Genomic DNA, 23,787 nt, shown 5'->3' with positions numbered 1-23,787 from the left:
GGTCTGCACTTTGTTTCCTCGTATCCGGAGTCTGATCCTCATTTTTATCGTTGTTCTGCGTTCCATCTTCTGTATCCATACTCTCTGTCTGCTGTGTTTCCAGACGGGACGCCACTTCTTCGCTCTGCTGCTGTTTTTCCTGCGGACTTTCGCCATAGTAGGATAAATCTGCACCGGAATCATAGGACGGCGTTGTCTCAAATGGAATCCAGCCATAGTAGTCCGTATAAATTTCTGCCCAGGCATGTGACCTGCTGTCTTCTACATTTGCGAGCCATCCGGCTCCATCCTGCCAGTCAAAATCGGCTGCCGGAATGGCAAATCCGGTCGCATAACGTGCCGGGATGCCGTACATCCGCATCAGAAGCACAGCTGCCGTCGCAAAATGCACGCAGTACCCTTCGTGTTTTTCAAACAGGAAATATTCTGCAAAATTCTGATTTTTCGGAAAACGTCCGACCTGTGGATTATAAACAGCACTCTCATCGAGAAACGTCCGCACGATATTGCAGATTTCCTCGATATCCGCCCCTGGATTGTCCGCCACAAACTGCTGCATCCGCTCTGTTCCCTTTGTCGGATAATCCAGATAATGCTGATACACATAGTCGCGGTAATCGTCCGTCAGGCTGTCAGCCGGTTCAGTGAAAAGATATGCAATTCTCTCGATTGGATAATAACGATATTCCTTTTCTGTGCCGTCATCAGACATACCCTGGGAAAAATAAGGAGCGTAGGGATGACTGGCATCGCTTTTCCCCTGTGGAAAGCCAACTGTCAGACGGACTGCCCCATCATATCCCTGTGTATTCGACCAGGCTGCCGCTCTCTGGCAGAAAATTTCTGCTTTCTCTTCCGGATCGTCGTTTGCTTTCCACCTGCTATTCGAGTATTTCGTACCGGTGTACACTTTCAGATAGAGGCTGCCCTGCGGCTGCTGATCCTGGCTGACTGAAAAAAGCACTTCGCCTGTATTCAGGAAAAAATCAGCATCGTTGATCGTACCTTCGCTCACGCCGCCGGATGCTATTTGTGGCATCTGGCTCTGAAGCGGAGCCGTCCATTTCTCGATCTCTTTTATAAAGGACGTCTGCTGGATCCTGGCTCTCGTCTGTTCTTTTCCCTCAAAAAGCGGCTCCAGAAGGGATTTTCCGGCTGAAAATCCGATCAAGAGCAACAGCAGCGATAGAATCCCCAGAAAGAAAGCACTGCCATTTCGCTGCCTGTCGTGTTCTTCTGCGGAGGATGCGATCAGTCCCAGTGCACACAGCAGCATACAGAATGTCCCCATGCCATCCGGAACCTGTCCGAAAACAAATGCCGCACAGAATGGAAGCACCAGAAGTAAGACCGCCAGATATTTGCCGATTTCTGTGCTCAGACAGATAAAAAACAGATCATACAGCAAAAAAACGACCACGATCAGGGCACAGGTGATCTCATATTCACTACCGATCCCCTGATAAACACCCCCAGGCACTGTCATTCCTGACTGGAAAACCCTGCTGATCTCCGCGAATCCTTCTAGGATCACGGAAAAACGCATCCACACAAGAATGGGCGTGACCGCCAGTGTGAGCAAAAGCAGCAGAAACTGCCTTTTTTTCATCAGATAGAGTATGCCCATCCAGATCCCGGCTGCCAGCAGCACACCATACAGCAGATCCGCATCATACACAACGTTTATGATTCCAAGAGCCGTCTTCATCCATCCGAAAACACCAAGGATCATATAGCAGACCGGAACGATCGCAAGAAATCCGGATGTTACCGTTCTCTTTTCTTTTTCGGAGATACTTGCCTGCAAAGAGAGGCCTGTATCTTTTTTTCTTTTTTTCATATCTTACACTTCCAATACAAAGCCTGAAAGGCTCTCTTTCAACTCCTCTTCTCCAAATGTTACGGTATCTTCTTCGTCTCTTTGCAGATTTCCTTCTTTGTCCAGAATCAGAACGGTGCTGTAAGTTCCTTCCGGATAGGAGGAAAAATAAGCTGCTTTCACATCATATTCCTGCTTATAAAAGGAGTCCTGCATCAGAAGATCCAGCATTTCGTAGAGATCCTGTTCTTTTTTCACTGCATGACGCCGGATCTGTCCTTCTTTTTCATCGTACCACGCCACAAAATGCGGACATTCTGCCTCAAGCATGGAAAAACAAAGCGAAGCCGCCAGCTCAAAAAAGTGATCTGCTCTTTTTGCACCGCCTTCTTTCTGACTAAGCTCCAAAAGAAGCAATACCTTGCAGCCGCACGGCATACTGTATTCTTTTGTCATCAGCTCGCCGCTTCTTGCACTGCTTTTCCAGTGAATCTGCTGCATCCGGTCTCCCGGTCGGAATGCGCGGATCTGAAAAATCTCGGACGGATCATCCCCGCTTCGCTCCTTCTCATATTCATCGCCTTCCACCGGAAAATTTCTGGTTTTCATGGAAACCTCCACCGGAAACGTGTGGATATCAGGCAATACATTAACATTTATCTGAGACCGTACTCTGACCTTTCTTGCAAAAAGATGCAGATAATCACTCACCTGCACTTTTTTGAGTGAAAAGACCATTTTACCGCAGTAATCTGCTTTTGCACTGATTTTTATCGTTTTTTCCGCTTTTGCCGCCACACTCTCATCCACGATCCTTTTTTCACTGCATCCGCCGCTGCGGTTCTCACATTCCAGAATGGTATATACAGCAGATACCGGCAGCAGTCCGCTGTTTTTTATATGAAGCTCCATCTCAAACGTCTGCTTCTTTGCAGATACCGGCACTTTCATATCCAGCCATACACGGATATGCAGCTTAAGATACCAGGACATCAGAAACATAACTGCTGCCAGAAGCAGTTCAAATGCCAGCATCGCAAGCATCCAGGTGCTGTCATACATGATCTCCAGATATATCGTGATAAGAACCAATATCATATACCATACTTTTCTTATCATACCATACCTCCGCTAATTCTTTTTCGGTGATGGTTTTGCCACGCCGGCGAAAATCTCTTCCAGAACTCCTTCTGCTGTCACATGGTTGGCTCTTGCCTTGGAGTTTAAACGGATTCGGTGATGGTTGACTGCCAGAAATACCTTCTCCACATCGTTTGGCACGACATAATTTCTTCCCGCCAGATAAGCAGCCGCCTTGATCATCCCCGCCAGAGCGATCGTTCCTCGTGGGCTTACACCAAGCTCCAGCATCGGATGCTGTCTGGTCTTTGCGATCAGCTCTGCAATATAATTGTAGATCACATCATGGATAAAGATTTTGTCGACTTCTTCCTGCATTGTCAGCAGATCGTTCATCTGGATCACCGGTGAAATGCGATCTACCGGACTGCCGCTTCTGTGGTCTTTTAAAATGGCAATTTCGTTTCGGATATCCGGGTAGCCCATGGAAATACAGATCATAAAGCGGTCCAGCTGGGATTCCGGCAGCATCTGTGTTCCTGATGAGCCGATCGGGTTCTGTGTCGCCATGACGATGAACGGCTTCGGCACTTCTCTTGTAATGCCATCCACCGTCACATTTCCTTCTTCCATCACTTCTAGCAGTGCGGACTGTGTTTTCGGGGATGTACGGTTGATCTCGTCTGCCAGAAGCAGGTTGCACATCACCGCCCCCGGCTGGTACTCGAATTTGCCGGTGTCCTTGCGGTAAATGGAAAATCCTGTGATATCTGCCGGCAGCACATCCGGTGTGAACTGCACACGGTTCTGGCTCATGGCACATGCCCTTGAAAATGCCAGTGCCATCGTGGTCTTTCCCACACCCGGGATATCCTCGATCAGAATGTGTCCCCTCGCAAGAATGGCCATCATCACCATTTCCACGCAGGAATCTTTTCCAATGACTGCTTTTTTGACTTCGTCAATTACATTTAATGCATTTACCAGATACATAGTTTCCTCCTGAAAAATGCCACAGAACCCTCTCTTCTCTATGAGATTGTCCTGCGGCATTTTTGTCACATTATACTGAAATTTCAATATTTCTTCCGGTTTTCTGATATTTATAATACCGCACGCCTGCCGCATTCATCATACGTTTGGATGCACGCACGCTCGGCGTACCATCGTATTTATCGCAGTCGTATACTACGGTTCGGATCCCGCACTGAATGATCGCTTTGGCACACTCGTTGCACGGAAAGAGCGAAACATAAAGCTTTGCTCCCTCCAGGCTGCCTCCCCGGTAATTGAGGATTGCATTGAGTTCGCTGTGCGTTGTATAAAAATACTTGGTATCGTACGGATCTCCTTCTCTTCTCCACGGGAATTCATCATCAGAACATCCCTTTGGAAATCCATTATATCCAATGGACAGGATTTTATTATCCTCGCTCACAATACAGCAGCCAACCTGTGTATTTGGATCTTTGGATCTGAGTGCCGCAAGATGTGCAACCCCCATAAAATACTCGTCCCAGGAAATATAGTCGGTTCTTTTGTCCATACTTTCCTCCAAATGACGTTCTCCGTCAGACTCAGGCAACGTCTATTTTGTGCCGAAGATACGGTCTCCTGCATCGCCAAGTCCCGGTACGATATAGCCGTGGGAATTGAGCTGTTCATCCAATGCACCGATGTACATATCCACATCCGGATGACATTCCTGCATCTTCTTTACACCTTCCGGTGCTGCGATGATGCACATGAAATGGATGTGCTTTACGCCTTTGTCTTTGAGCATCTGGATCGCCGCGGTTGCAGATCCGCCGGTAGCCAGCATCGGGTCTACGACAAAAACTTCACGCTCTTCAGAATCTGCCGGCAGTTTGCAGTAATATTCCACCGGCTCCAGTGTTTTGGGATCACGGTACAGACCGATATGACCGATCTTTGCGGACGGAATGATGGAAAGCATACCGTCAACCATGCCAAGACCTGCTCTCAGGATCGGCACAACAGCCAGTTTTTTACCCTGTAATTCTTTTACGGTTGCCGTGCAGATCGGTGTTTCGATCTCTACGTCCGTCAGTTTCAGTTCTCTGGTTGCCTCATAGCACATCAGCATTGCGATCTCACTGATGATCGTACGGAAATCTTTGCTACAGGTGTCTTTTCTTCTGATCACCCCGATTTTATGCTGGATCAGCGGATGATCCATAACTTTTACTTTTGACATAACGTTCTCCTCATTCTTACTTCCTGTCTTTTCTCTTATTTGTCTTCGATCATTTCGATACGTCTGATGTGACGCTCATCCCCGGAAAATGGGGTATCAAGGAACGTATCTACGATCTTCAGGGCAAGTCCCGGACCTACCACGCGGCCGCCCATTGCCAGAATGTTGGCATCGTTGTGCAGTCTCGTTGCCTCTGCACAGAAGCAGTCGGTGCAAAGTGCAGCACGGATGCCTTTTACCTTGTTGGCTGCGATGGAAATACCGATTCCGGTTCCGCAGATCAGGATTCCTTTCTCAAATTCTCCTCTTGCAACAGCCTCTGCCACTTTTTTGCCGTAGATCGGGTAATCTACCGACTCTGTGCTGCTGCAGCCGAAATCGTGGTATGCAATTCCTCTGTTTTCCAGATGCTTCTTTACTTCCTGCATCAGTTCGTAACCGCCGTGGTCACATCCAAGTGCTAACATAGTAGTTCCTCCTCATTCAACACAACAACCAGGCTGCTGATCATGCTGTCAAGCAGCTCATAGCAGGCTCCGTAGTCCGCAAGACTTCCGCCCACCGGTTCTGTAACATCAGTTTCTTCTTTTATATATTCGGAAAGCTGCCAAGTGTTCTGAACATTCTCATGCTCCTGGAAAATCCTCTGTTTGAGAGCGTCTTCCATCACAAGGATCAGCGTCCGCTCATCAAAATCTTCCTGTTCCAGCATCTTCGCCGTATGATCTTTCATGGTCAGCCCGTGGCTTGCCAGGATTGCTTCTGCTTTCTGATTGACCGGCTCCGGAAAGAGCACGACAAGTCCTCTGGACTCCACCTCCAGCTCTGAGAGCAGAAATTTGCTTTTCAGAATCGCTTCCGCCATCGGTCCTCTGCAGGTATCGCTGTTGCTGACAAAGATCAGTCTGTCGTATTTCTTCATAGGCTATACCTCCATCACCTGATGGCCTGCTGCTTTCATCAGACGGTTCATGATCGCCTGCCCCATCTGCGGTGTCTCAAAACTCTCTGAATAGATGCGATCCACCTGAAGCGTGTCAAAATCTCTTAATATGCCAAACAGATGGCGTGAAATGCTGAGCTCATCGCTGCGGCTGCCGATCGTGCGGACAATTCCGCCCAGGTAGTCTGCTGCTGTCTCCGTTGAAGCGATCACGCCGATCTTCTCGCCTGCCGCTTCTCCTTCTTTTAACAGTTCGTTGATCTTTGCCGTAACCTTTTCCTGCTCTCCCTCAACGATCGTCAGACTTGCCTTCGGTGCATAGTGACGGTACTTCATGCCCGGTGCCTTTGGTTTGATGCCGCTGTCATCCGAGAGGATCGCACGGTCGATCTCCGTCTTTCCGATCACTTCTTCTAACATCTGCTGATTGATATAGCCCGGACGCAGGATCGTCGGAACGCCCTCGCTCAAATCTACGATCGTAGACTCCAGCCCGATCCCTACCGGACCTCCGTCAAGGATCATCTCGATCCTGCCGTCCAGATCCTCCTGCACATGTGCCGCACAGGTCGGACTTGGCCTTCCGGAAGTGTTGGCACTCGGTGCTGCGATATAACCGCCCGCTGCCCGTATCAATGCCAGTGCCACCGGATGATCCGGCATACGCACTGCGACCGTATTCAATCCGCCTGTCGTCCCCATCGGAACCAGATCCGTCTTTTGAAAAATCATCGTAAGCGGTCCCGGCCAGAAGGCATCCGCCAGCATTTTTGCTTCTTCTGGAATTTCTGCCGCAATTTTGTTTAATGCTTCAAATTCTGCAATATGTACGATAAGAGGATTGTCGGAAGGTCTTCCCTTCGCAGCGTAAATTTTCTCCGCCGCCTGTTCATCCAGTGCATTGCCGCCAAGTCCGTATACCGTCTCCGTCGGAAACGCCACAAGACCGCCGTCTTTTAAGATGCCGCCGGCTTCTGTAATGATCTCCTGATCGATCCCTTCTTTTATGTTCGCTGTGATTGTCTTCATAATCCTGCTTCCGTCCTTTTTCTTCTAAAAACCTTCTCTGCGTCTCTGTTTGCGGAGTGCATAGCGTTTCTGTCCTGCTTCCCACTCTGCCTTTTCACTCTCGCTCTCAACGATCAGTCCCGGGACTTCCACTGCATGTCCCTCCTCGTCGATCGCCACCATCACCACATAGGCACGGTTGATCACGCGACGCATTCCTTCAAGATCCTCGACATAAGTATCGACACGTACCTCCATCGAAGTGCGTCCCACATAAGTGATACGTCCGATCAGAACGATCGTATCATTTAAATAAGCTCCGGCTTTGAAGTTGAGGTTGTCAATGCTGGCCGTCGTGATCCGTCCTCCCGCATGCCGCATGGAAACGATCCCTGCCAGTTCATCGATCCACTGCATCAGCTGTCCGCCGAAAAGCCTTCCATATCCATTGATATGGCGGTGCATCAGAAGATACGTCTGCTCTGTCATAGAATCCTGAACTCTTTTTTTCTTATCCAAAATGATCACCCCGGATTATTCGTCGTCTCTGAAGATCACGCCATCTTTGCCAAGGGTACGGAAATCCATATCGATCATGCGATCAAACAGGTCATCCTCATCGTCTTCGTCATCATCATCAAAATCGTCGTCATCAAAGTCTCTGTCCTGATATTCATAGGCACTTAAATCTGCCTTGCCGTTAGCATACAGCTCACGGATCGCTTTTTCTGCTGATTTTGCATCGATGGCAACTGCGATGTCTTCCTCCGGGCCGCAGATCTCCATGAGTTCTTCGTCTTCAATATAGGCAGCTTTGGTCACTTCCATAACTGCCAGAAATCCTTCTTCATCTTTATATAATACCTGCATATTTGTTCCTCCTGCTTTTTGATGTTATGATACCTGTGAATCATTCTGTGCTTTGTGCTCCCGGTATCGTTGTTTTACGCTTTTTTTATTATAACACAAGAAAGCCCTGTGCAAAACCCTATTTTTTGTGAAATAAAAAGGAAGCCAGACTTGTTACAAGTCTGGCATTAGGAAAGAGAAAAAATGAAATATATGTAAAAAAGGAATGAACCTTTGTACAAGTACTATCATAACGGCATTCTGTGAATAAAGTGTGTTCGAACGGTGAAAGTATTGTTATGAAATTCTAAATCATTTCCAAACATTCTAAACAAAACAGCAGGAAAGTGTGTACATTCTTGTGAAGAATTGTTGACGAACCCTGTTTCCTTGTTTATAATGAACTCCGGTTATTGTTACGCCCGCAGGGCGTTTTTGGTACAAAATACTGAATTAGGAGGACACCATGAACAAGTCAGAGCTTATGAAAACTGCAAATGAAATCCGCAAAGGTGCAATCACCGGCGTTTATTCTGCAAAATCCGGTCATCCGGGCGGTTCTTTATCCGCAGCAGACATTTACAGTTATCTTTTTTTTGAAGAATTAAATATAGATCCGAAAAATCCGAAAAAACCGGATCGCGATCGTTTCGTCCTTTCCAAAGGACATGCTGCACCTGGTTATTACGCAGCTCTTGCAAACCGTGGATATTTCCCGGTGGAAGATTTAAAGACACTGCGTCACATTGGTTCTTATCTTCAGGGTCATCCGGATATGAAACATATCCCTGGTGTTGATATGTCAACCGGTTCTCTTGGACAGGGTGTTTCCGCTGCCGTTGGTATGGCAATCTCTGCCAAACTCTCCGGCGATGATTACCGTGTATATACACTGCTTGGTGACGGCGAGATCCAGGAAGGACAGGTATGGGAGGCAGCCATGCTTGCAGCCCACAGAAAACTGGACAACCTGGTTGTGATCGTAGACAACAACGGTCTGCAGATTGACGGTAAGATCGACGATGTAAACTCTCCTTACCCGATCGACAAAAAATTCGAAGCGTTCCGTTTCCATGTGATCAACGTAGACGGGCACGACTTTGATGCACTGAAACAGGCTTTTGATGAGGCTCGCACCGTAAAAGGACAGCCGACTGCCATCATCGCAAAGACCATCAAAGGAAAAGGAGTCTCCTTCATGGAAGATCAGGCTTCCTGGCATGGTGTTGCTCCAAACGATGAACAGTACAAACTCGCTATGGAAGAACTTGAGAAAGCAGGTGAAGCATTATGTCAGAAGTAAAGAAAATCGCTACAAGAGAGAGCTACGGAAATGCTCTTGTTGAAATCGGAAAAGAACATGAAGATCTGGTTGTACTGGATGCCGACCTTGCCGGAGCTACCAAAACCGCTATTTTCCAGAAAGTATTCCCAGAAAGACACATCGACTGCGGTATCGCAGAGGGCAATATGATGGGCGTTGCAGCCGGTCTTGCTGCCACCGGAAAAGTCCCGTTTGCAAGTTCTTTTGCCATGTTCGCAGCAGGCCGTGCTTTTGAACAGATCCGCAATTCCATCGGCTATCCGCATCTGAATGTCAAGATCGGTGCTACACACGCCGGTATTTCTGTCGGCGAAGACGGTGCTACACATCAGTGCAACGAAGATATTGCCCTGATGCGTACGATCCCGGGCATGGTGATCATCAACCCTGCCGATGATGTGGAAGCAAAAGCTGCCGTAAAAGCTGCTTATGAATATGTCGGTCCGGTTTATATGCGTTTCGGCCGTCTGGCAATCCCGGTATTCAATGATGAGAGTACCTATAAATTTGAGCTCGGCAAAGGTGTTGTCCTTCGTGAAGGCAGCGATGTTGCGATCTTTGCAACCGGTCTGGAAGTTTATGAAAGCATGCAGGCCGCAGAAATGCTCGCAGCAGACGGCATCAATGCCAAAGTCATCAACATCCACACGATCAAACCGCTCGACGAAGAGCTGGTAGTCGCTTCCGCAAAAGAATGCAAAAAAGTGGTTACCGTTGAAGAACACTCCATCATCGGCGGACTCGGCAGTGCGGTATGCGACACACTCTGTGCAAACTATCCGACTCCGGTATTGAAAATCGGTGTCAACGATGTATACGGCGAGTCCGGTCCTGCAGTACAGCTGGTGAAAAAATACGGTCTGGATGCAGAGAGCATCTACAAGAAAGTAAAAGCTTTTCTTGCGTAAACTCTTTAAACAAAAGGAAAAAAACAAAAACGACTTTCCGCTATGGTTTTTCCATTCGGAAAGTCGTTTTTATTTTTCTGTTTTTCGGTCTGTCTGTGTAAAATACTTTTTATTTTAGATAGTTCGGATAGAAAGAATCTGCAGATACATCGGATAGTAGCCAAGTCCGTAAACGCCCCTTGCCCAACCGTCAAACTGTGCCTCCGGATCATAGTAAAGTCCGTTGATCTTGACCAAAGAATGTCTGGTAAACCCATCCGGTGCACCATCTACGCCGCCCGGGACACGGCCGGCAATGACCTGTGGCTGATAGCCGATTGCTTTGGCGAGCATGGCAAATCCACATGCAAAATTGTAGCAGTTCCCGGCTCTCTTTTCGTACATTTCCAGGGCATAGTCGTATTCCCATCCGTCATACACAGAGAATCCTCTCCAGGTACGGTAACTGAAATTCGCACGGCTTGTCATATACTGAAAAGCTGCGTAAAGCTTCTGGCTCTTACTCATTTTAGAAGTTGTGATCTTAGCAAGAATCTGCTTGGCTTTCTCCAGGGCTTTCTGTTCCTTCAGCTCCGTCTTGCTCCGTTTTACATAGCCACTTTTTCCGATCTTGACACCGTCTACTTTTTTATTGACCTGCATTCTTCCGCTCTTCTTGGAAAAATATGCTTTTTTGCTGCCGAAAATCTGCCAGCCGGTCTGCATTCTTCCCTTCTTATCAAACGAATACCTGAATTTTCCGATCTGCTTTACTTTATTCTTTACTTTTTTGCCCTTCTGATTGTAGTAATAGCGATATCCGCCTTTGTTTACCCACTGATTTGTTTTTGGTGCCGCATTTGCACTTACCGGCATAAATACTGCCAATGTCAGCACCAGAAGCAGCATCTTTATAAAACCTGCTTTTCTTCTTTCGCTTTTCATCTTTATCTTTCCTTTCCTGATCATGCTCTGTGCTTTCCGTCAGACACTTTAGTACTCTTCAATCGCCGTACTTCCGTCAGAATACGTGATCTCGTAGTAACCATGACCGCTTCCGTCGCAGTCATCATAAGCCTGACGGCTCACTTCCGTCTTGCCGCCTGCCGTGCTGCCTGCGGACTGTGAAGCCTGCTGAGCTGCCTGCTGGGCTGCCTGTTCTGCCGCCTGCTGGGCTGCTGCTTCTGCTGCCTGCTGAGCTGCCGCAGCTTCTTCTGCATCCTGTTTTGCTTTGGCAGCTGCTTCTGCCTCTTCTTTCGAATCGGTGATATATTTCTTAACTACATAACCTTCTTTGTCATCGACTTTGACCTGATACCAGTCGCCTTCTTCTCCGAGAACAGTAATTTCTTTTCCGGTTGCCAGAACGGTCACTGCTTTTGCATCCTTGTCTGCTGCTTCACGCATATACACATCGCCGGATACATACATGGTCTTTTCTTTTGCTTCTGTCTCGGCTGCTTTTTCTGCTTTGGCTGTTTCGCTTTCCGTCTCAGTGGCTTTTTCCGTCTCGGATGCCGTCTCTGTCTGTGTTTCGCTCTGTGTTTCTGCCTGTGTCTGCGTCTCTGTCTGTGTTTCTTTTGCTGTTTCCTGTGTGCTGCCATTTCCACATCCTGTCATCATAGCCATTGACAGAGATGCTACGCAAAGTGCTGCCATCCATTTTCTTCTCATTGTGTTTCTCCTTTTCTTCTGTTTTACATCTGTTCAAGAATGTCTCGGGCATTCTTACTTTCCGCCTGCAAAAGCGGGACTCATCTCACATTTACCTTTTATAAACTCTGTGTTCCGACCAAGATCCAGATTCCGTCTTTTTCGATCAGAACCTCGATCTGTTCCTGATCCTGCATCCAGCTGTCTGCTGCAAAATAAGCAAGGAATCCATAATCTGAGCTGCTTCCGTCTTCCTGCCCAAGTGTCAGCGGAAATGCTTCAAAGGTATCGCCCCCGTTTCTGCGAATTGCGATCCTGGAATCCGTATCCAGAATCGCCTCATCCACAAGACCGCTGACTTTAACCAAATCTCCCTGCACTTCTGCGGTGACTGTGCCCCGTGCATTTTCTTCCATTTCCGGCTCCATAACTGCTCCGACCGTCAGCTGCGGTGCCTCCATCTGCGGCGGATTTTCTGCCATTTCCGGCAGAAATCGCTCTGCACGCTCCACGATCACAGTATCGGCCTGATGCTCCGCAAGATCGGTCATCTGATAAGGGATACCTCTGGAAAAGTAGGCGTTTGCATAGCTGTTTGCAAAAAACGGAAGGATCGCATTTCCAAAGGAATCGCGGTACATCACCAGACTTCCCGTGCTGCCCGGATTTACCGTTGTGATCTTCGGATCAAAATTGCTCTCCACTTCCCCGACATAGGCAAAGACATCTGCCTTGTCGTAATAAATCTCTTTTTCTTCGGTCAGTGCCAGCGGGTAGAGCATCTCATCGAGATCCCCGGTAAAGTCCACGCACTCTTCATAGCTTTCCTGCGTATAATCCGTATGCTCTTTGTCAAGAGCTGTCATCAGTGCATCCCCTGCCAGTGCCGCACCTTTGTTGTTCCAGTGCGAGTCGCGTTCGTGATAAAGCACTTCATCCGAACTTTCCAAGATCTCTTTCAGATTGACATAATTCACATTTTCTTTTTCCAGATACGCTTCGATCCGGTCCATGTTTTTATCTTCTGAAACGATCATGCTGTCGTAGTACGGCATATTTTCACCGTACAGCGTATTTTTATTCGGAGCGATCGTAAAAAGGAATTTCGCTCCGCTTTTTTCTGTATAATCCTGCATCATACTGAGCGTATGTGCTACATTGAAAAGTGCCCGTTCGCTCATCGGCTCTGTGCCAAGGTAATCGCTTAAGGAATCTTTATAATACAGCCAGCCGTTCTTGCCCTGGATCACGCCGTCGGCTGTGGATACACCAAATATTTTTCCATTTATCAGTGCATTTGCCGTGACAAGCTGCTGACGGAATCCAAAGTGATCCTGGAAATATTCTCCTGCCTCGGAGAGGAAATCGGTATTCCATCCTTCTTCCGTGCGAAGCTGCGGCCAGATGGCAAGTTTGCGGTTCTCCGTGGCACTGCCCTGGGTCTGCGGAAGCAGCATACCGACACTTGGGATCAGACACAGAACAAAGAAAAATCCGACATAGATCATGTTTCCTTTTTTCTTCATAAGTTCCTCCTAAAATCTGAAATAAATGAACGGATTGTACGTGCCGCCCGCAAGACTTAACATGCATAAAACAAGTCCGACGATACTGCATACAAAAGCCATATTGTTATAGAATGCCTGATATCTGCCATCGCTTTTCCACTTTTCAAAAACCGGAAAGGAGGCAATGCATGCCACTATAAAGGTTACAAGATAAAGTGGTGTGAGCTGCTGCAGTGCCAGGCTTGTCGATGCCGCTCCCGTTGAAAATCCGGTAAACATGGCTTTTACCCACTGCACGCCCTGTGTCATCGTATCTGCCCGGAAAAAGACAAAACCGATGCAAACGACAAGCAGCGTATAAATACGCATCACTGCGGTTTTGATCTTTCCGCCTTCTTTTCGGAAAAACGGCACAAATTCTTCCAGCATCAGGAAACATCCATGATAAATGCCCCAGAACAGGAAGGTTACGTTGGCTCCATGCCAGATACCGGTACACAAAAATACGATAAATTTATTGATGCAGGTACGCACTTTGCCTTTTCGGTTGCCGCCAAGCGGAATATAGAGATATTCCAGAAACCAGCTGGACAGGGAAATATGCCATCTTCTCCAGAATTCCCGGATGCTGGTCGAACTGTAAGGATAGTTGAAATTCTCCTTGAAATGAAATCCGAACATCCATCCAAGTCCGATCGCCATATCGCTGTAGCCGCTGAAATCAAAATAAATCTGGAATAAATAGGAAAGTGCTCCCACCCATGCAGTCGCTGCCCCGAGCGTCCCGGCCGCTGCTCCAAAAAGTGCATCTGCTGTCATGCCCATCACATTTGAGATCAGGACTTTTTTTGACAGACCAGCAATAAAACGGCGGATACCTCTTGCTACGCCATCGGCACTCTGCGTCCGGTGTTCGATTTCCTGCTCAACATCGTGATATTTGACGATCGGACCGGCGATCAGCTGTGGGAAAAAGGATATGTACAAAAGCACTTTTCCAAAATTTTTCTGAGCTTTGTTTGCCCCACGGTACACATCGATCACGTAGGACATCGCCTGAAACGTGAAAAAGGAAATACCGATCGGCAGACGAATGTCCGGAACCGGAAATCCCGTCCCGAACATCGTATTCACGCTCTCCGTAAGAAAGCCTGCATATTTAAAGATCACCAGAAGTGCGAGATTCAGGATCACCGCCACACTGACGATCCATTTCTTCTGATCTTGAAACCGTTCGATCCAAAGTGCAAACAAATAATTACACAGTGCAGATGCGACCATCAGCACTACATAGACCGGTTCCCCGTATGCATAAAACACCAGACTTGCCAGCAGAAGCATGGCGTTTTTCGCACGGATCCCCGGAAGAATCGTATGTCCTAAAAATACAATCGGCAAAAAGATACATAAAAATACAAGGGAACTGAATACCATTTTCTACCTCCGCCGGATCATTCAAAGCCCTGAATGATCTCTTTGCCGTTCTCTTTGTAGGTATACACGATAAATCCCTGATATTTTAAGATGCCGTCCATGCCGGCTCCCATACAGCTGTCAAAATATTCTGCCTTTTTCGGCTCGCCGATCAGTGCTTTCAGCCCTGCAAAATCGGAATTCTGCCTGTAAGCTGCCAGTTTTTTGCTCTTCTTCTGATTCAGTCTGCCTTTTTTGTCGAAACAGTAAAGACGGTTCTTCACTGCCGCAGTCCCGGTCAGGGCAGCTCCCTTTTTATTGAAATAATATTTCTGCTTTTTGCCTTTTACTTTCACCGTAACCCATTTGTTCTTTACTTTTTTCCCTTTTGCATTATAGTAATAATACTTGTTTTTCACTTTTACAAGTCCCTGTTTTACCGTGGCTGCTTCTGCCGTCTGCATGGAAACTGCTGCCGGTGAAATGCTGCTTACGGTAACGCCAAGTCCCAGAACTGCTGCTGCGATCAGTATTTTTATTTTCTTCATTTGTTCTTCCTTTTCTTAAAAATTTACTTTGATCGTTTTTGATTTTTTGAACGTTGATTTCATGGAGGAAACCGTCTTCATAAAATATTTGCCTTTGCTGTTTGCTGCAAATTTATCCATGTTCGGATCACAGATATACCATTTCTTTCCGACTTTTACTTCACACCATGCATGATCCTGCCATCTTGCTTTATTAAAGCCGTTGGTCCTGCCAAGGCAGATCCTTGCCTGCACACCGGATTCTTTTGCCAGAAATGCATACAGGGCTGCAAAATGATAGCAGCTGCCCTTTTTGTTTTTGATCATCTCTGCCGCAAATGTTTTCTCCCAGCCTCTGCTGTTTTTAAAGCCGATCGCCCTTGCATAGCCGTAATTTTTCTCCACATACTGGAACAGTTTTTTCAGCTGCTTTTTCTGTGTCTTTTCTTTCTTTGCTTTGCTCTTCTTTACAAGTTTCTGAACATCTTTTTCAAGCGTGCTCTTTGCTGCTGCCTCTGCGGTCATTGCCGTCTGCGGTGCCATCATACCAAAGGTCAGGACCGCTGCAAGAATAGATGCTGTCAGCTTTTCAGCCATGTTTCTTTTCATCTTTTTTTCTCCTCGTATAGCCATTTTATTTCTTAATTTTTGCTTCTGTTTCTTAACTTTTTCCGAAGCCTTCCTATTATATCACGTTATATCTGCTTATTTCAACAAGTAATCACTATACATGAGTGTCAAAAAATAACTTTTCCCGCTCATTGATGGATACAAAATTACCGTAGCCTGCAAATGCTCAGAATGACCGTCTGCTTTTATTAGACTTCGAAAAACAGAAAAAAGTTGCATCTGTTTGAATTTTATTTCAAACAAATGCAACTGCTGTTTTTCATTTACAAAATGATGTTGGAGTCAAAAGAATCCATACGAATTGTTCCGTACTTCGTACTCCCACAATTCTCTCATAGAATAAAAAAAGAAGCCGAAAATCTTTCCAGATTTTTCGACTCGCCCCTGCCAAGGAATCGATGCGACAGGATTTGAACCTGCGACCTCTACGTCCCGAACGTAGCGCTCTACCAAGCTGAGCCACGCATCGTTTTCTGTTTTATTTTCTGCTGTTTTCGTCAGCTCCATTAATATATCATCTTTCTTTTCAAAATGCAAGTGTTTTTTTTATTTTTTTGTTTTTTTATTTTATTTTTTATTCTGTCCCTGCCGGAGTGCATTTGCTTCTGGCTGTTCGATTGGCTCTGACAGCAATAAAATCGAAAAAAATGACCGCCGGGACTCTTAAAAAGTCCGGCGGTCATTTTAACCAGACAGAATCTGGCGGTCATCATCGGCAACACCTTTTATTTCTTTGATAACCCTGCATTTTCTGTCGCATACATCAAATGGCTGATTTCATTTTTATTACTTTACTACTTTACTTTTACGCTTTTTTTCTGTCCTTTTCCTTTGAACAGTGCTTTGTATGCCTTTTTCTTTGCTTTCGGTACGCGAACCACTGCATGTTTGTTGATGCCTTTCAGTGCCTGCTTACCGACCATTTTCAGCTTTTTGCCCTTCACAGTGATGCTCTTAAGTCTGCTGTCACCATAGAATGCTTTCTTGCCGATCTTCGTTACGTTTGCACCGATCACGGCTTTGGTGGCTTTCTTCTGGCCGGCAAATGCCTGATCTGCAATTGCAGTCACTTTGCATGTCACATCTTTGATGGTTACCGTTGCTGTCACGTTGATGGTCTTGATGTTCTTCTTTGCAGTGCCATATGCTTCTGCTGTCTTGGCTGCCGCATCGGTTACACGGTACTGTACGCCACCTGCGGTAACGGTATCACCGTTTTTCAGTGTCAGAGAATCTTTCAGTTTTTCAATCTCTTCTCTTGCTTTCCGGGCTTCTTCCTGAGCCTTTTTGATTGCTGCCTCAGCTTCTGCACTGTCTTTTGCTGCCTGATCCTGAACTTTCTTCAGTTCTGCCTGCAGAGCTGCTTTTTCTTCTTCCAGAGAAGCTTTTTCGCCGCTCAGTGTCAGGACTTCTGCCCTTGCTGTATTCAATTTCCCCTGAAGTGCTTCGATCTGTTTTTCAAGAGCTGTTTTTTCTTCGGCTGACGTACCTTCCAGTGCAGCCAGCTGATCCTGTGCATCTTTGATTTTATCTTGAAGTGTTGTCACATTTTCTGTTGCTGCTGCCAGTTCTCTCTCTTTATCTTCCAGCTGCTTTGTCTTTTCTTCCAGCTGTTTTTTCAGATCTTCATTTGCCGCCTTGTCTGCACTTTCCAGTCCTTTGATTGCATCCGAGATTGCACTGATCTGTGCACTTATTTCTTCCACGGTTGCATTTTCTGCATCGCAGACTTCTTTTGCTGCTGCCAGTGCTGCGGTCAGTTTTGCATAGCTTTCTGCCGTATAATTTTCTGCATTCAGTTTTTCTGCCAGATCAATCACTGCTTTTAATCCATCTTTGCTGTGATCCTCTTCCGGTGTTTCACTCTGTTTAAAGTTTACGGTGTATTCCTGTGCTTTGTTTTCATCGCCGTTCTCCGGCCGGAAGAGCACTTTTGCAGTTCCGTTTACGGCATCCAGAACCGTTACGGATGCATTGTTTGTTGCCTGTGCTGTGATCACACCTGATCTGGCATCCAGATTTAGGGTCTTTGTATCTGCATCAAACTGTGCCAGTACTTCCTGTCCGTCCACTTTAATAGAAGTTACTTCGTAATCTCCATATTTCTCGATCGGGGTATAGTATACTTCATATTCTTCCAGTCCGGTCCAGTTGTTGTCCTGCGGCGTCAGGGTGATACGGATCGCTGTGGTTTCAACTGCTTCAAATTCTACATTGACCATCTCTTTGAAATTTGCAAGAGACGGTACGGATGGTTTGCCGCCGACATATGCTACTTCTGTCCAGCCGGTGTGTGCTTTCAGAGGGTTGTCTGCTCCCCAGCCTTTGATATTGCTGCAGCTGTTTGCAGAATCGTTGCCCAGTCTGTTTGCCGGGATCACACCGTCGTTCGCACTGTAATACTCGATCTTGTAATCTTTTGGAAGTCTGACTTTGTTTGCTGCACTTCCATCTTCTTCCATAAATCCAATGGAAACTTTATTTACGGTATATTTCTTCTGATCTGAATCTGCGGTGGAATCTTCTTTTCCGAAGGCACTGATCACAAACGGCAGATGATCGGAGTCTCCTACGGCTGCATCTGCGTTGGTATGATATTTGCCGCTTTCCCAGTCACACCAGATTTTCTTGCCGGATGTGCTGTCAAAATTTTTATTTCCATCAACTGCATTATATACAAGATCGTTGGAAGATGAAAAATATGCGAAAGTCCTTGGCCATTCTCTTGTTTTAGAGGAACCGTCTGCATTCAGTGCCAGGTTTGTATCGGTCGGTGTATTGTTTGCATCTGCTGTCACATCTGCCACACGGACCGACGCTTTTGCCTGAAGTACAGTTTCCCTAGTAACTGCTTTTCCAACTGTTCCGTAAACTTCTACGATTCCAGGATTCCTGAAATCTGCATCTGCAAGATCCCATACAACTTCCTGCTGCTGTTTTTCACCGTTGCTGTAGTATACAGTTACTGTTTCCGGCATGGAAGGTGTTGTCCCTTTTGCTGTTGCCACGGATACCTGCTGCACACCTATTACGGCAGTTACAGTTATTTCTGCTGTGATGCGTGCATTGGTGTCAACCACGGTTCCGCCCGTGCTAAAGGTTCCGATCTGTTTTAACTGTTCTGCACTGATTTCATCCCATTGTACATCCAGTACCTGATCACCGACGTTGGTATGTGCAATGACGGTTCCCGGAAGAGCCGGGCAGACTCCTTTTGCTGTTGTAACTGCGATCGCTTCATAATCCGCTACAGTTATATCTACTGCATTAATCACGAAGTTTTCTTCTACAACACCCTGGTAAGCACCTTTTCCTGTCACAACAATCGTTGCTGTTCCAGGTTCTGTGTTATTTTTATAACTTACTTCATAGTCTGTACCTTCTGTCAGGGTCACTGCCTGTGCATCTTCGGATGCTTTGTAAGTAACAACCGGTTTCGGTGTGAGTGCACTTCCGGTGTAATCAAAGCTGCGATCTTCCAGTGTTACGGTTGTATTGTCACGGTAAATTTCCTGTGCAGCGTAGCGTACCCTTACTTCTGCTGCAGACATATATTTATTTACTTCTGCTGCAGACTGTCCTACGGTTGACACACCATAGAGACGGATATATTTCGCATCGACCGGTGCAAACTGTGCCAGTTTCCATTCTACGGATTTGCTCCATGTGCTGTCTGCATCTGATTTTGCAACTTCCGTCCAGTTTTCGCCATCTGTACTTACTTTGATGCTGTACTCTGTAACGATACCGTTTGTGTCGCTGCTTCTCGGCAGATAACGCAGTGCATTGATCTTTTCTGTTTCTTTCAGTTCAATCTGCAAGTAACGGTTATCCGGATCATTTCGAAGGTCTGTCGGTCCACTTCCGCTTCCCCAGTTTGTATGCCAGATGGTACCGGTATTTCCATCTGCCGCTTTTGCAACAGAACCGCTGCCTTCTTCACTTGGTGCACGCAGTGTCATGTTCCTATAATCATAATCCATAGATGCATCGGAAGCACTGTCGCTTGCTGTATTGTCTTTTCCGAGCATAACCGGATAGATGGCACGCATCAGATGATCTTCAGATTCAATAAGGATACGGATCACACCGTCTGCATCTTTGTCAAGAATGGTCACGCTTGCATTGTCTTTCCCTTCTGCTGTAAGGTCTGCCGCATCAAATTCTGTTTCATTTACGCCAAACCAGCCTTTTTTCAGGCTTGCTTCATCCGCATGTGACCGCCCACTTTCAGACTGGAAAGTGCTGCTTCTGACCCTACCGTAAAGCTCGGGATCCTTGTATTCATTTCCAATTCCGCCAGGGTGGCATCTTTGGTAAATTCTACACGGAAATAGGTTTCGGAAACGGTTTCTTTTACATTGTAAGTACGAACCGTCACACCTTTTTCTTTTTTATTTGTTACCGTGCAGTCTACCGGCGTCCAGTTGACTCCGTTGTCGCCGGATGCATAGATTTTGATCGTTCCGGAAGTCGGTGCGGTATCTTTCAGATACATTGTGAATCCTTTCAATTCAATCGCTGTATCCAGACGGAAATCGAGGGTTCCTTTTCCGCTCCATGCCACATCATCGGCACTTGTCTTATCATCCTGCAGTTTCGCCAGGACATCTGCAACAGATGCATCTTCTTTGCTGGATGTACCGTTGTAATACATTTCCGGCACGTTGCCAAGGGCTTCTGCACCGTCTTTGTATTCTCCATTGGTAACTCTGACTGCTGCAGTCACTTCAAAGTTCTGGTCAAATACGGTTGCCGTTCCTTTTACATTCTTTGTTCCGATTGTCGCTGTCAGATCTTTTGGAATATCCCACTTTACCGGAAATTCTGCTGCCAGGATTGTTCCGTCTGCAAGAACTGCCGGTCTGGCTGCAGGAAGGCTGACTTCTGCATCTTTTCCGACTGCTGCGGAATAATTCAGGACACCTGCTGTCTGGCCGATCGTGCTGACATTGACCGTGATACGCATATTCAGATCTGCTACCGTACCGGATACCGAATATGTTTCTTCTTCTCCGGTAAATGCATCCCAGGTTACTTTCTTTGTCTCGGAAGTATCGTCAGAATAATGGATCTTTACTTCGGATGGGAGAACTGGTTTCGTTCCCTGTTTTACATAATAATTCTTTGCGATCTCATAGCTTACAACGGTCTTTTCTCCGGTTACTCCGCTGCCGTCTGCAACTGTGGTAATGACAGTCTGTGCTGCAGTGTATCCGTCTGAAGTTGCCTTTACGGTAAAGCTTCCGGCATCTTTTGTGGACTGAACGATCGCGATCAGTTTTCCTTTACCGGCTTTTCTGGTCGGTTCACTGTAAGAAGTGGTATCGTTCTGAACACCGTTATCAAGTGAAAGGAGCTTGCCGTCACCTTCTACGGCAACATGGATCTGCGGCTCTGCACCGTTTACTTCTCTGCCGTCTCTGTCCGTTACATCGATCTCAACAAAACTTAAATCTTTGCCGTCTGCCGTGATCTCGCTGCGGTCTGCTTTTACAGTAAGTTTGGATCCCTTTCCGGTCGTCTCTGCCACATTACGTCCGTCCGTGTCTTTGATCTCGGTCACACCGTCTGCTTCAAATGCTTTTGCCTCCAGTGTTCCCACCTCATAAGGTACTTGGAATGTTGCATACAGGGAAGTATGTCCGTTCGCCTTGCTGCTGTCAAAGCATCCTGTTCCGCTTGTATAATTCTGATAACCACCGGTCGGTGTATCGGTGTGTGTCGCTGTCGCACTTCCGATTTCTTTGCCGTTCAGATAAAGTTTCACAACAGGAGCATCACTGTAAACTACAACCTCTGCCTTGCCGCTGTTATCAAGCATGATCTCATCTTCATTCCATACCGGGAGAACATGAAGGGTATTTTCGTTGTCATTCCACTGGCTCTGATACAGATAATAGGAATCTTTTGGGATACCTGCCGTGTCAATGATACCAAAGTAAGAGTTCTTTGCAATGTTCGGCCAGGTTCCGTTTGCACCGGTTCCCTGCCAGTTATACGGTGTCGGTTCACCGATATAATCAAAACCTGTCCAGACAAATTCGCCTGCATTAAATTCTTGCTGCATCGTGATCCACAGCCCTGCACTTGCCAGATGTCCCCAGCCTACTGCACTTTTATCATAAGAAGTCAGTCGGCGGTCTCCGCTTCCATTGTCACTGTTGCTGTTCTTCCTGTCGTAAACGCCACGGCTGTTTACGGAAGAGGCTGTCTCAGAACCATAGACCAGCCATCCTCTGCTGTGTCCGTTGCTGATCTGTCCGGAGCTTCCGTAGTTAAATCCTACCAGACCTCCCGGCACGCCATATTTTGCTGCTTCTGCAAAAACAAGTGCTGTGTTTACCTGATTATTGTCTGCCCAGACATTGCTCTTTACCTGATTGTCACCAAAGGTTACATATCTGGTCGCATCTTCTTCTCCGGTCCAGGTGATCAGTTTTTTTGCCACTTCCGGATACTGACCTGTTACATTCCCGTCGATCAGCTGCTGAAAGATTTCATTTCCAAGGCTCCACATAATAATGGAAGGATTGTTTCTTCCTCGTCTTACCATGGCTTTGAGGTCAAATTCTGCCCATTTTTCGCCCTCTCTGCCATTTACGATCTGGTTGCCGCTCTCAATGGTCTGGTAGAACCATTTACCATAATCCTCGGTATTTCCTGCTTTTCCGGAAAGCCAGCAGTCAAAGGCTTCTTCCACCAGCATGATGCCTTCACGGTTGCACACATCGATCAGTACCTGGGATGCCGGGTTATGTGTTACACGGATGGCATTGACTCCCATCTGTTTTAACTCCTGTACCTGACGTTCCACAGAACGCTCCCAGGCTTCGGATCCAAGAGAACCCTGGTCATGATGCATGGACACTCCGTGCAGTTTGATGTTCTTTCCATTTAAATAGAAACCTTTCTCTGTAGTAAAGTTTACCCAGCGGAAGCCAAAGTCAGAATGGTAGCTGTCTTTTAAGGTATCTCCAACATAAACTTCTGTTTTTACGGTATAGAGGTTTGGATTTTCCGTATCCCAGAGCTTTGGGTCTGCAACGGTGACACTGGCCTCGATCCTGGCTGTTTTGCCCGCTGCAACACTCTGTACCTTTGTCTTTTCGCCCTCTGCTGCCGGGACGTCACTGCCTTTTTCATAAACCGTCTGTTTTACAGAAACATCAGCTGCTTCGCTGCTGTCATTCTGTACTTCCGTTACCACGCTTACGGTTCCTTTTCCGCTTTCAATATCCGGGGTTGTCACGGTCGTTCCGTAATTTGCCACATGTACCGGATCTGCAACGGTAAGTTTTACGTCACGGTAAATACCGGAACCGGAATACCAGCGGCTGGACGGCTGTTTATGATCTACTTTGACCGTGATCACGTTTTCTTCCGATCCGAATTTCAGTTTGTCCTGCGGAAGCACAAAAGAAAACGGGGTATAACCATATGGATGTGTTCCCAGCTTTTCACCGTTCAGATAAACGGTTGCATTCATGTAAACACCGTCAAAATCAATGCTGACCGTCTTTCCCTGCATGCTCTCATCCAGTGTAAAACTTTTGCGGTACCATCCGGTGCCTCCAAGCACATAGCCGCTCTCCTGCTCTGCCGGTGCTGCTGTTGAAAATCCCTGGTCGATGCTGTAATCATGCGGAAGCGTCACATCATCCCAGGAAGAATCATTATAAGAAACTGCTTCCGCGCCGTTTAATTCTCCCAGATAAAATCTCCAGTGATCGTTAAAAGAAACGGAACGCTCCTTTCCATCATATGAATTGACGTATACCGTTTCCGGTGTTGATGATGTCTGTGTCTGAGATGCTTCCTGCACGGACGTATCAGTCCCTGCTGCCAGGACACTCACTGCTCCGGTATTAAGTACCATCGCTGCTGCCAGAACACCACTTAAATACTTTTTGTAGTTCATATTGCCC

At 46.8% G+C, this 23,787-nt stretch carries 20 protein-coding genes and 1 tRNA gene; 2 read left to right on the top strand and 19 right to left on the bottom strand.

Features of this window, described 5'->3' with window-relative positions; genetic code table 11:
* The 10 genes from ACLTL4_RS02220 to ACLTL4_RS02175 all read right to left on the bottom strand — a co-directional run.
* Window positions 1-1,840 (bottom strand): transglutaminase-like domain-containing protein (locus ACLTL4_RS02220; protein WP_412320183.1); only part of this gene is annotated, 1,840 nt, incomplete at its 3' end.
* A gap of 3 nt (window positions 1,841-1,843) precedes the next feature.
* Window positions 1,844-2,938: a DUF58 domain-containing protein gene (locus tag ACLTL4_RS02215; protein ID WP_412290333.1), complete on the bottom strand. Its 1,095-nt coding sequence runs from the start codon at window positions 2,936-2,938 to the stop codon at window positions 1,844-1,846.
* Window positions 2,939-2,950: 12 nt separating this feature from the next.
* Window positions 2,951-3,892 (bottom strand): AAA family ATPase, encoded by a 942-nt coding sequence (locus ACLTL4_RS02210; RefSeq protein WP_022119489.1) that lies wholly within the window; start codon window positions 3,890-3,892, stop codon window positions 2,951-2,953.
* A 70-nt stretch (window positions 3,893-3,962) separates the two neighbouring features.
* Window positions 3,963-4,445 carry a deoxycytidylate deaminase gene (locus tag ACLTL4_RS02205; RefSeq protein ID WP_147631890.1) on the bottom strand — a complete coding sequence of 161 codons (483 nt, stop codon included), beginning with the start codon at window positions 4,443-4,445 and terminating at the stop codon, window positions 3,963-3,965.
* A 42-nt stretch (window positions 4,446-4,487) separates the two neighbouring features.
* Window positions 4,488-5,117 (bottom strand): uracil phosphoribosyltransferase, encoded by a 630-nt coding sequence (upp, locus tag ACLTL4_RS02200; RefSeq protein WP_147631889.1) that lies wholly within the window; start codon window positions 5,115-5,117, stop codon window positions 4,488-4,490.
* 35 nt (window positions 5,118-5,152) lie between these two features.
* Window positions 5,153-5,584 carry a ribose 5-phosphate isomerase B gene (gene rpiB, locus ACLTL4_RS02195; RefSeq protein ID WP_147631888.1) on the bottom strand — a complete coding sequence of 144 codons (432 nt, stop codon included), beginning with the start codon at window positions 5,582-5,584 and terminating at the stop codon, window positions 5,153-5,155.
* Window positions 5,578-6,039 carry a phosphotyrosine protein phosphatase gene (locus ACLTL4_RS02190; protein ID WP_147631887.1) on the bottom strand — a complete coding sequence of 154 codons (462 nt, stop codon included), beginning with the start codon at window positions 6,037-6,039 and terminating at the stop codon, window positions 5,578-5,580. Before ACLTL4_RS02190 ends, rpiB begins: the two co-directional genes overlap by 7 nt.
* Window positions 6,040-6,042: 3 nt before the next feature.
* Window positions 6,043-7,089 (bottom strand): L-threonylcarbamoyladenylate synthase, encoded by a 1,047-nt coding sequence (locus ACLTL4_RS02185; protein WP_215660935.1) that lies wholly within the window; start codon window positions 7,087-7,089, stop codon window positions 6,043-6,045.
* A gap of 24 nt (window positions 7,090-7,113) precedes the next feature.
* Complete coding sequence (locus tag ACLTL4_RS02180; protein ID WP_226911813.1) at window positions 7,114-7,587, bottom strand: acyl-CoA thioesterase; 474 nt, start codon at window positions 7,585-7,587, stop codon at window positions 7,114-7,116.
* 15 nt (window positions 7,588-7,602) lie between these two features.
* Complete coding sequence (locus ACLTL4_RS02175) at window positions 7,603-7,938, bottom strand: hypothetical protein (protein WP_022119483.1); 336 nt, start codon at window positions 7,936-7,938, stop codon at window positions 7,603-7,605.
* Window positions 7,939-8,383: 445 nt separating this feature from the next.
* Here ACLTL4_RS02175 and ACLTL4_RS02170 point away from each other — a divergent pair, with 445 nt between their 5' ends.
* Both ACLTL4_RS02170 and ACLTL4_RS02165 read left to right on the top strand, forming a co-directional pair.
* Entirely contained in the window at window positions 8,384-9,220 is an 837-nt protein-coding gene (locus ACLTL4_RS02170; protein WP_022119482.1) for a transketolase, read from the top strand.
* Window positions 9,208-10,149, top strand: coding sequence for a transketolase family protein (locus ACLTL4_RS02165; protein ID WP_412290338.1), 942 nt, complete (start codon window positions 9,208-9,210; stop codon window positions 10,147-10,149). The genes ACLTL4_RS02170 and ACLTL4_RS02165 overlap by 13 nt, the downstream gene beginning before the upstream one ends.
* A gap of 114 nt (window positions 10,150-10,263) precedes the next feature.
* Here the strand turns inward: ACLTL4_RS02165 and ACLTL4_RS02160 are convergent, their stop codons facing one another.
* From ACLTL4_RS02160 to ACLTL4_RS02120, 9 genes are all read right to left on the bottom strand, one after another.
* Entirely contained in the window at window positions 10,264-11,073 is an 810-nt protein-coding gene (locus ACLTL4_RS02160; RefSeq protein WP_412290340.1) for a transglutaminase domain-containing protein, read from the bottom strand.
* A 48-nt stretch (window positions 11,074-11,121) separates the two neighbouring features.
* Window positions 11,122-11,802, bottom strand: coding sequence for an SH3 domain-containing protein (locus ACLTL4_RS02155; protein ID WP_412290342.1), 681 nt, complete (start codon window positions 11,800-11,802; stop codon window positions 11,122-11,124).
* Window positions 11,803-11,900: 98 nt separating this feature from the next.
* Window positions 11,901-13,307, bottom strand: a complete 1,407-nt coding sequence (locus ACLTL4_RS02150; RefSeq protein ID WP_412290344.1) for an alginate O-acetyltransferase AlgX-related protein — start codon at window positions 13,305-13,307, stop codon at window positions 11,901-11,903.
* A 9-nt stretch (window positions 13,308-13,316) separates the two neighbouring features.
* Window positions 13,317-14,723, bottom strand: a complete 1,407-nt coding sequence (locus tag ACLTL4_RS02145; protein ID WP_412290346.1) for an MBOAT family O-acyltransferase — start codon at window positions 14,721-14,723, stop codon at window positions 13,317-13,319.
* A 17-nt stretch (window positions 14,724-14,740) separates the two neighbouring features.
* Window positions 14,741-15,250, bottom strand: coding sequence for a hypothetical protein (locus ACLTL4_RS02140; RefSeq protein ID WP_412290348.1), 510 nt, complete (start codon window positions 15,248-15,250; stop codon window positions 14,741-14,743).
* A 15-nt stretch (window positions 15,251-15,265) separates the two neighbouring features.
* Complete coding sequence (locus tag ACLTL4_RS02135; RefSeq protein ID WP_412290350.1) at window positions 15,266-15,838, bottom strand: transglutaminase-like domain-containing protein; 573 nt, start codon at window positions 15,836-15,838, stop codon at window positions 15,266-15,268.
* A gap of 416 nt (window positions 15,839-16,254) precedes the next feature.
* Window positions 16,255-16,328: transfer RNA gene (locus tag ACLTL4_RS02130), tRNA-Pro, on the bottom strand.
* Window positions 16,329-16,653: 325 nt separating this feature from the next.
* On the bottom strand, window positions 16,654-19,977 hold the full coding sequence (locus ACLTL4_RS02125) for an Ig-like domain-containing protein (protein WP_412320182.1): 3,324 nt from the start codon (window positions 19,975-19,977) through the stop codon (window positions 16,654-16,656).
* A 77-nt stretch (window positions 19,978-20,054) separates the two neighbouring features.
* On the bottom strand, window positions 20,055-23,780 hold the full coding sequence (locus tag ACLTL4_RS02120; protein WP_412320181.1) for a glycoside hydrolase family 2 TIM barrel-domain containing protein: 3,726 nt from the start codon (window positions 23,778-23,780) through the stop codon (window positions 20,055-20,057).
* Between the last annotated feature and the right edge of the window lie 7 nt (window positions 23,781-23,787).

It is taken from the genome of Hominisplanchenecus sp., from assembly GCF_046967715.1.
GTDB classification, from domain to species: domain Bacteria; phylum Bacillota; class Clostridia; order Lachnospirales; family Lachnospiraceae; genus Hominisplanchenecus; species Hominisplanchenecus faecis.
Note: the sequence above shows the minus strand (reverse complement) of the source record. Positions and strands in the feature narration are given on the sequence as shown.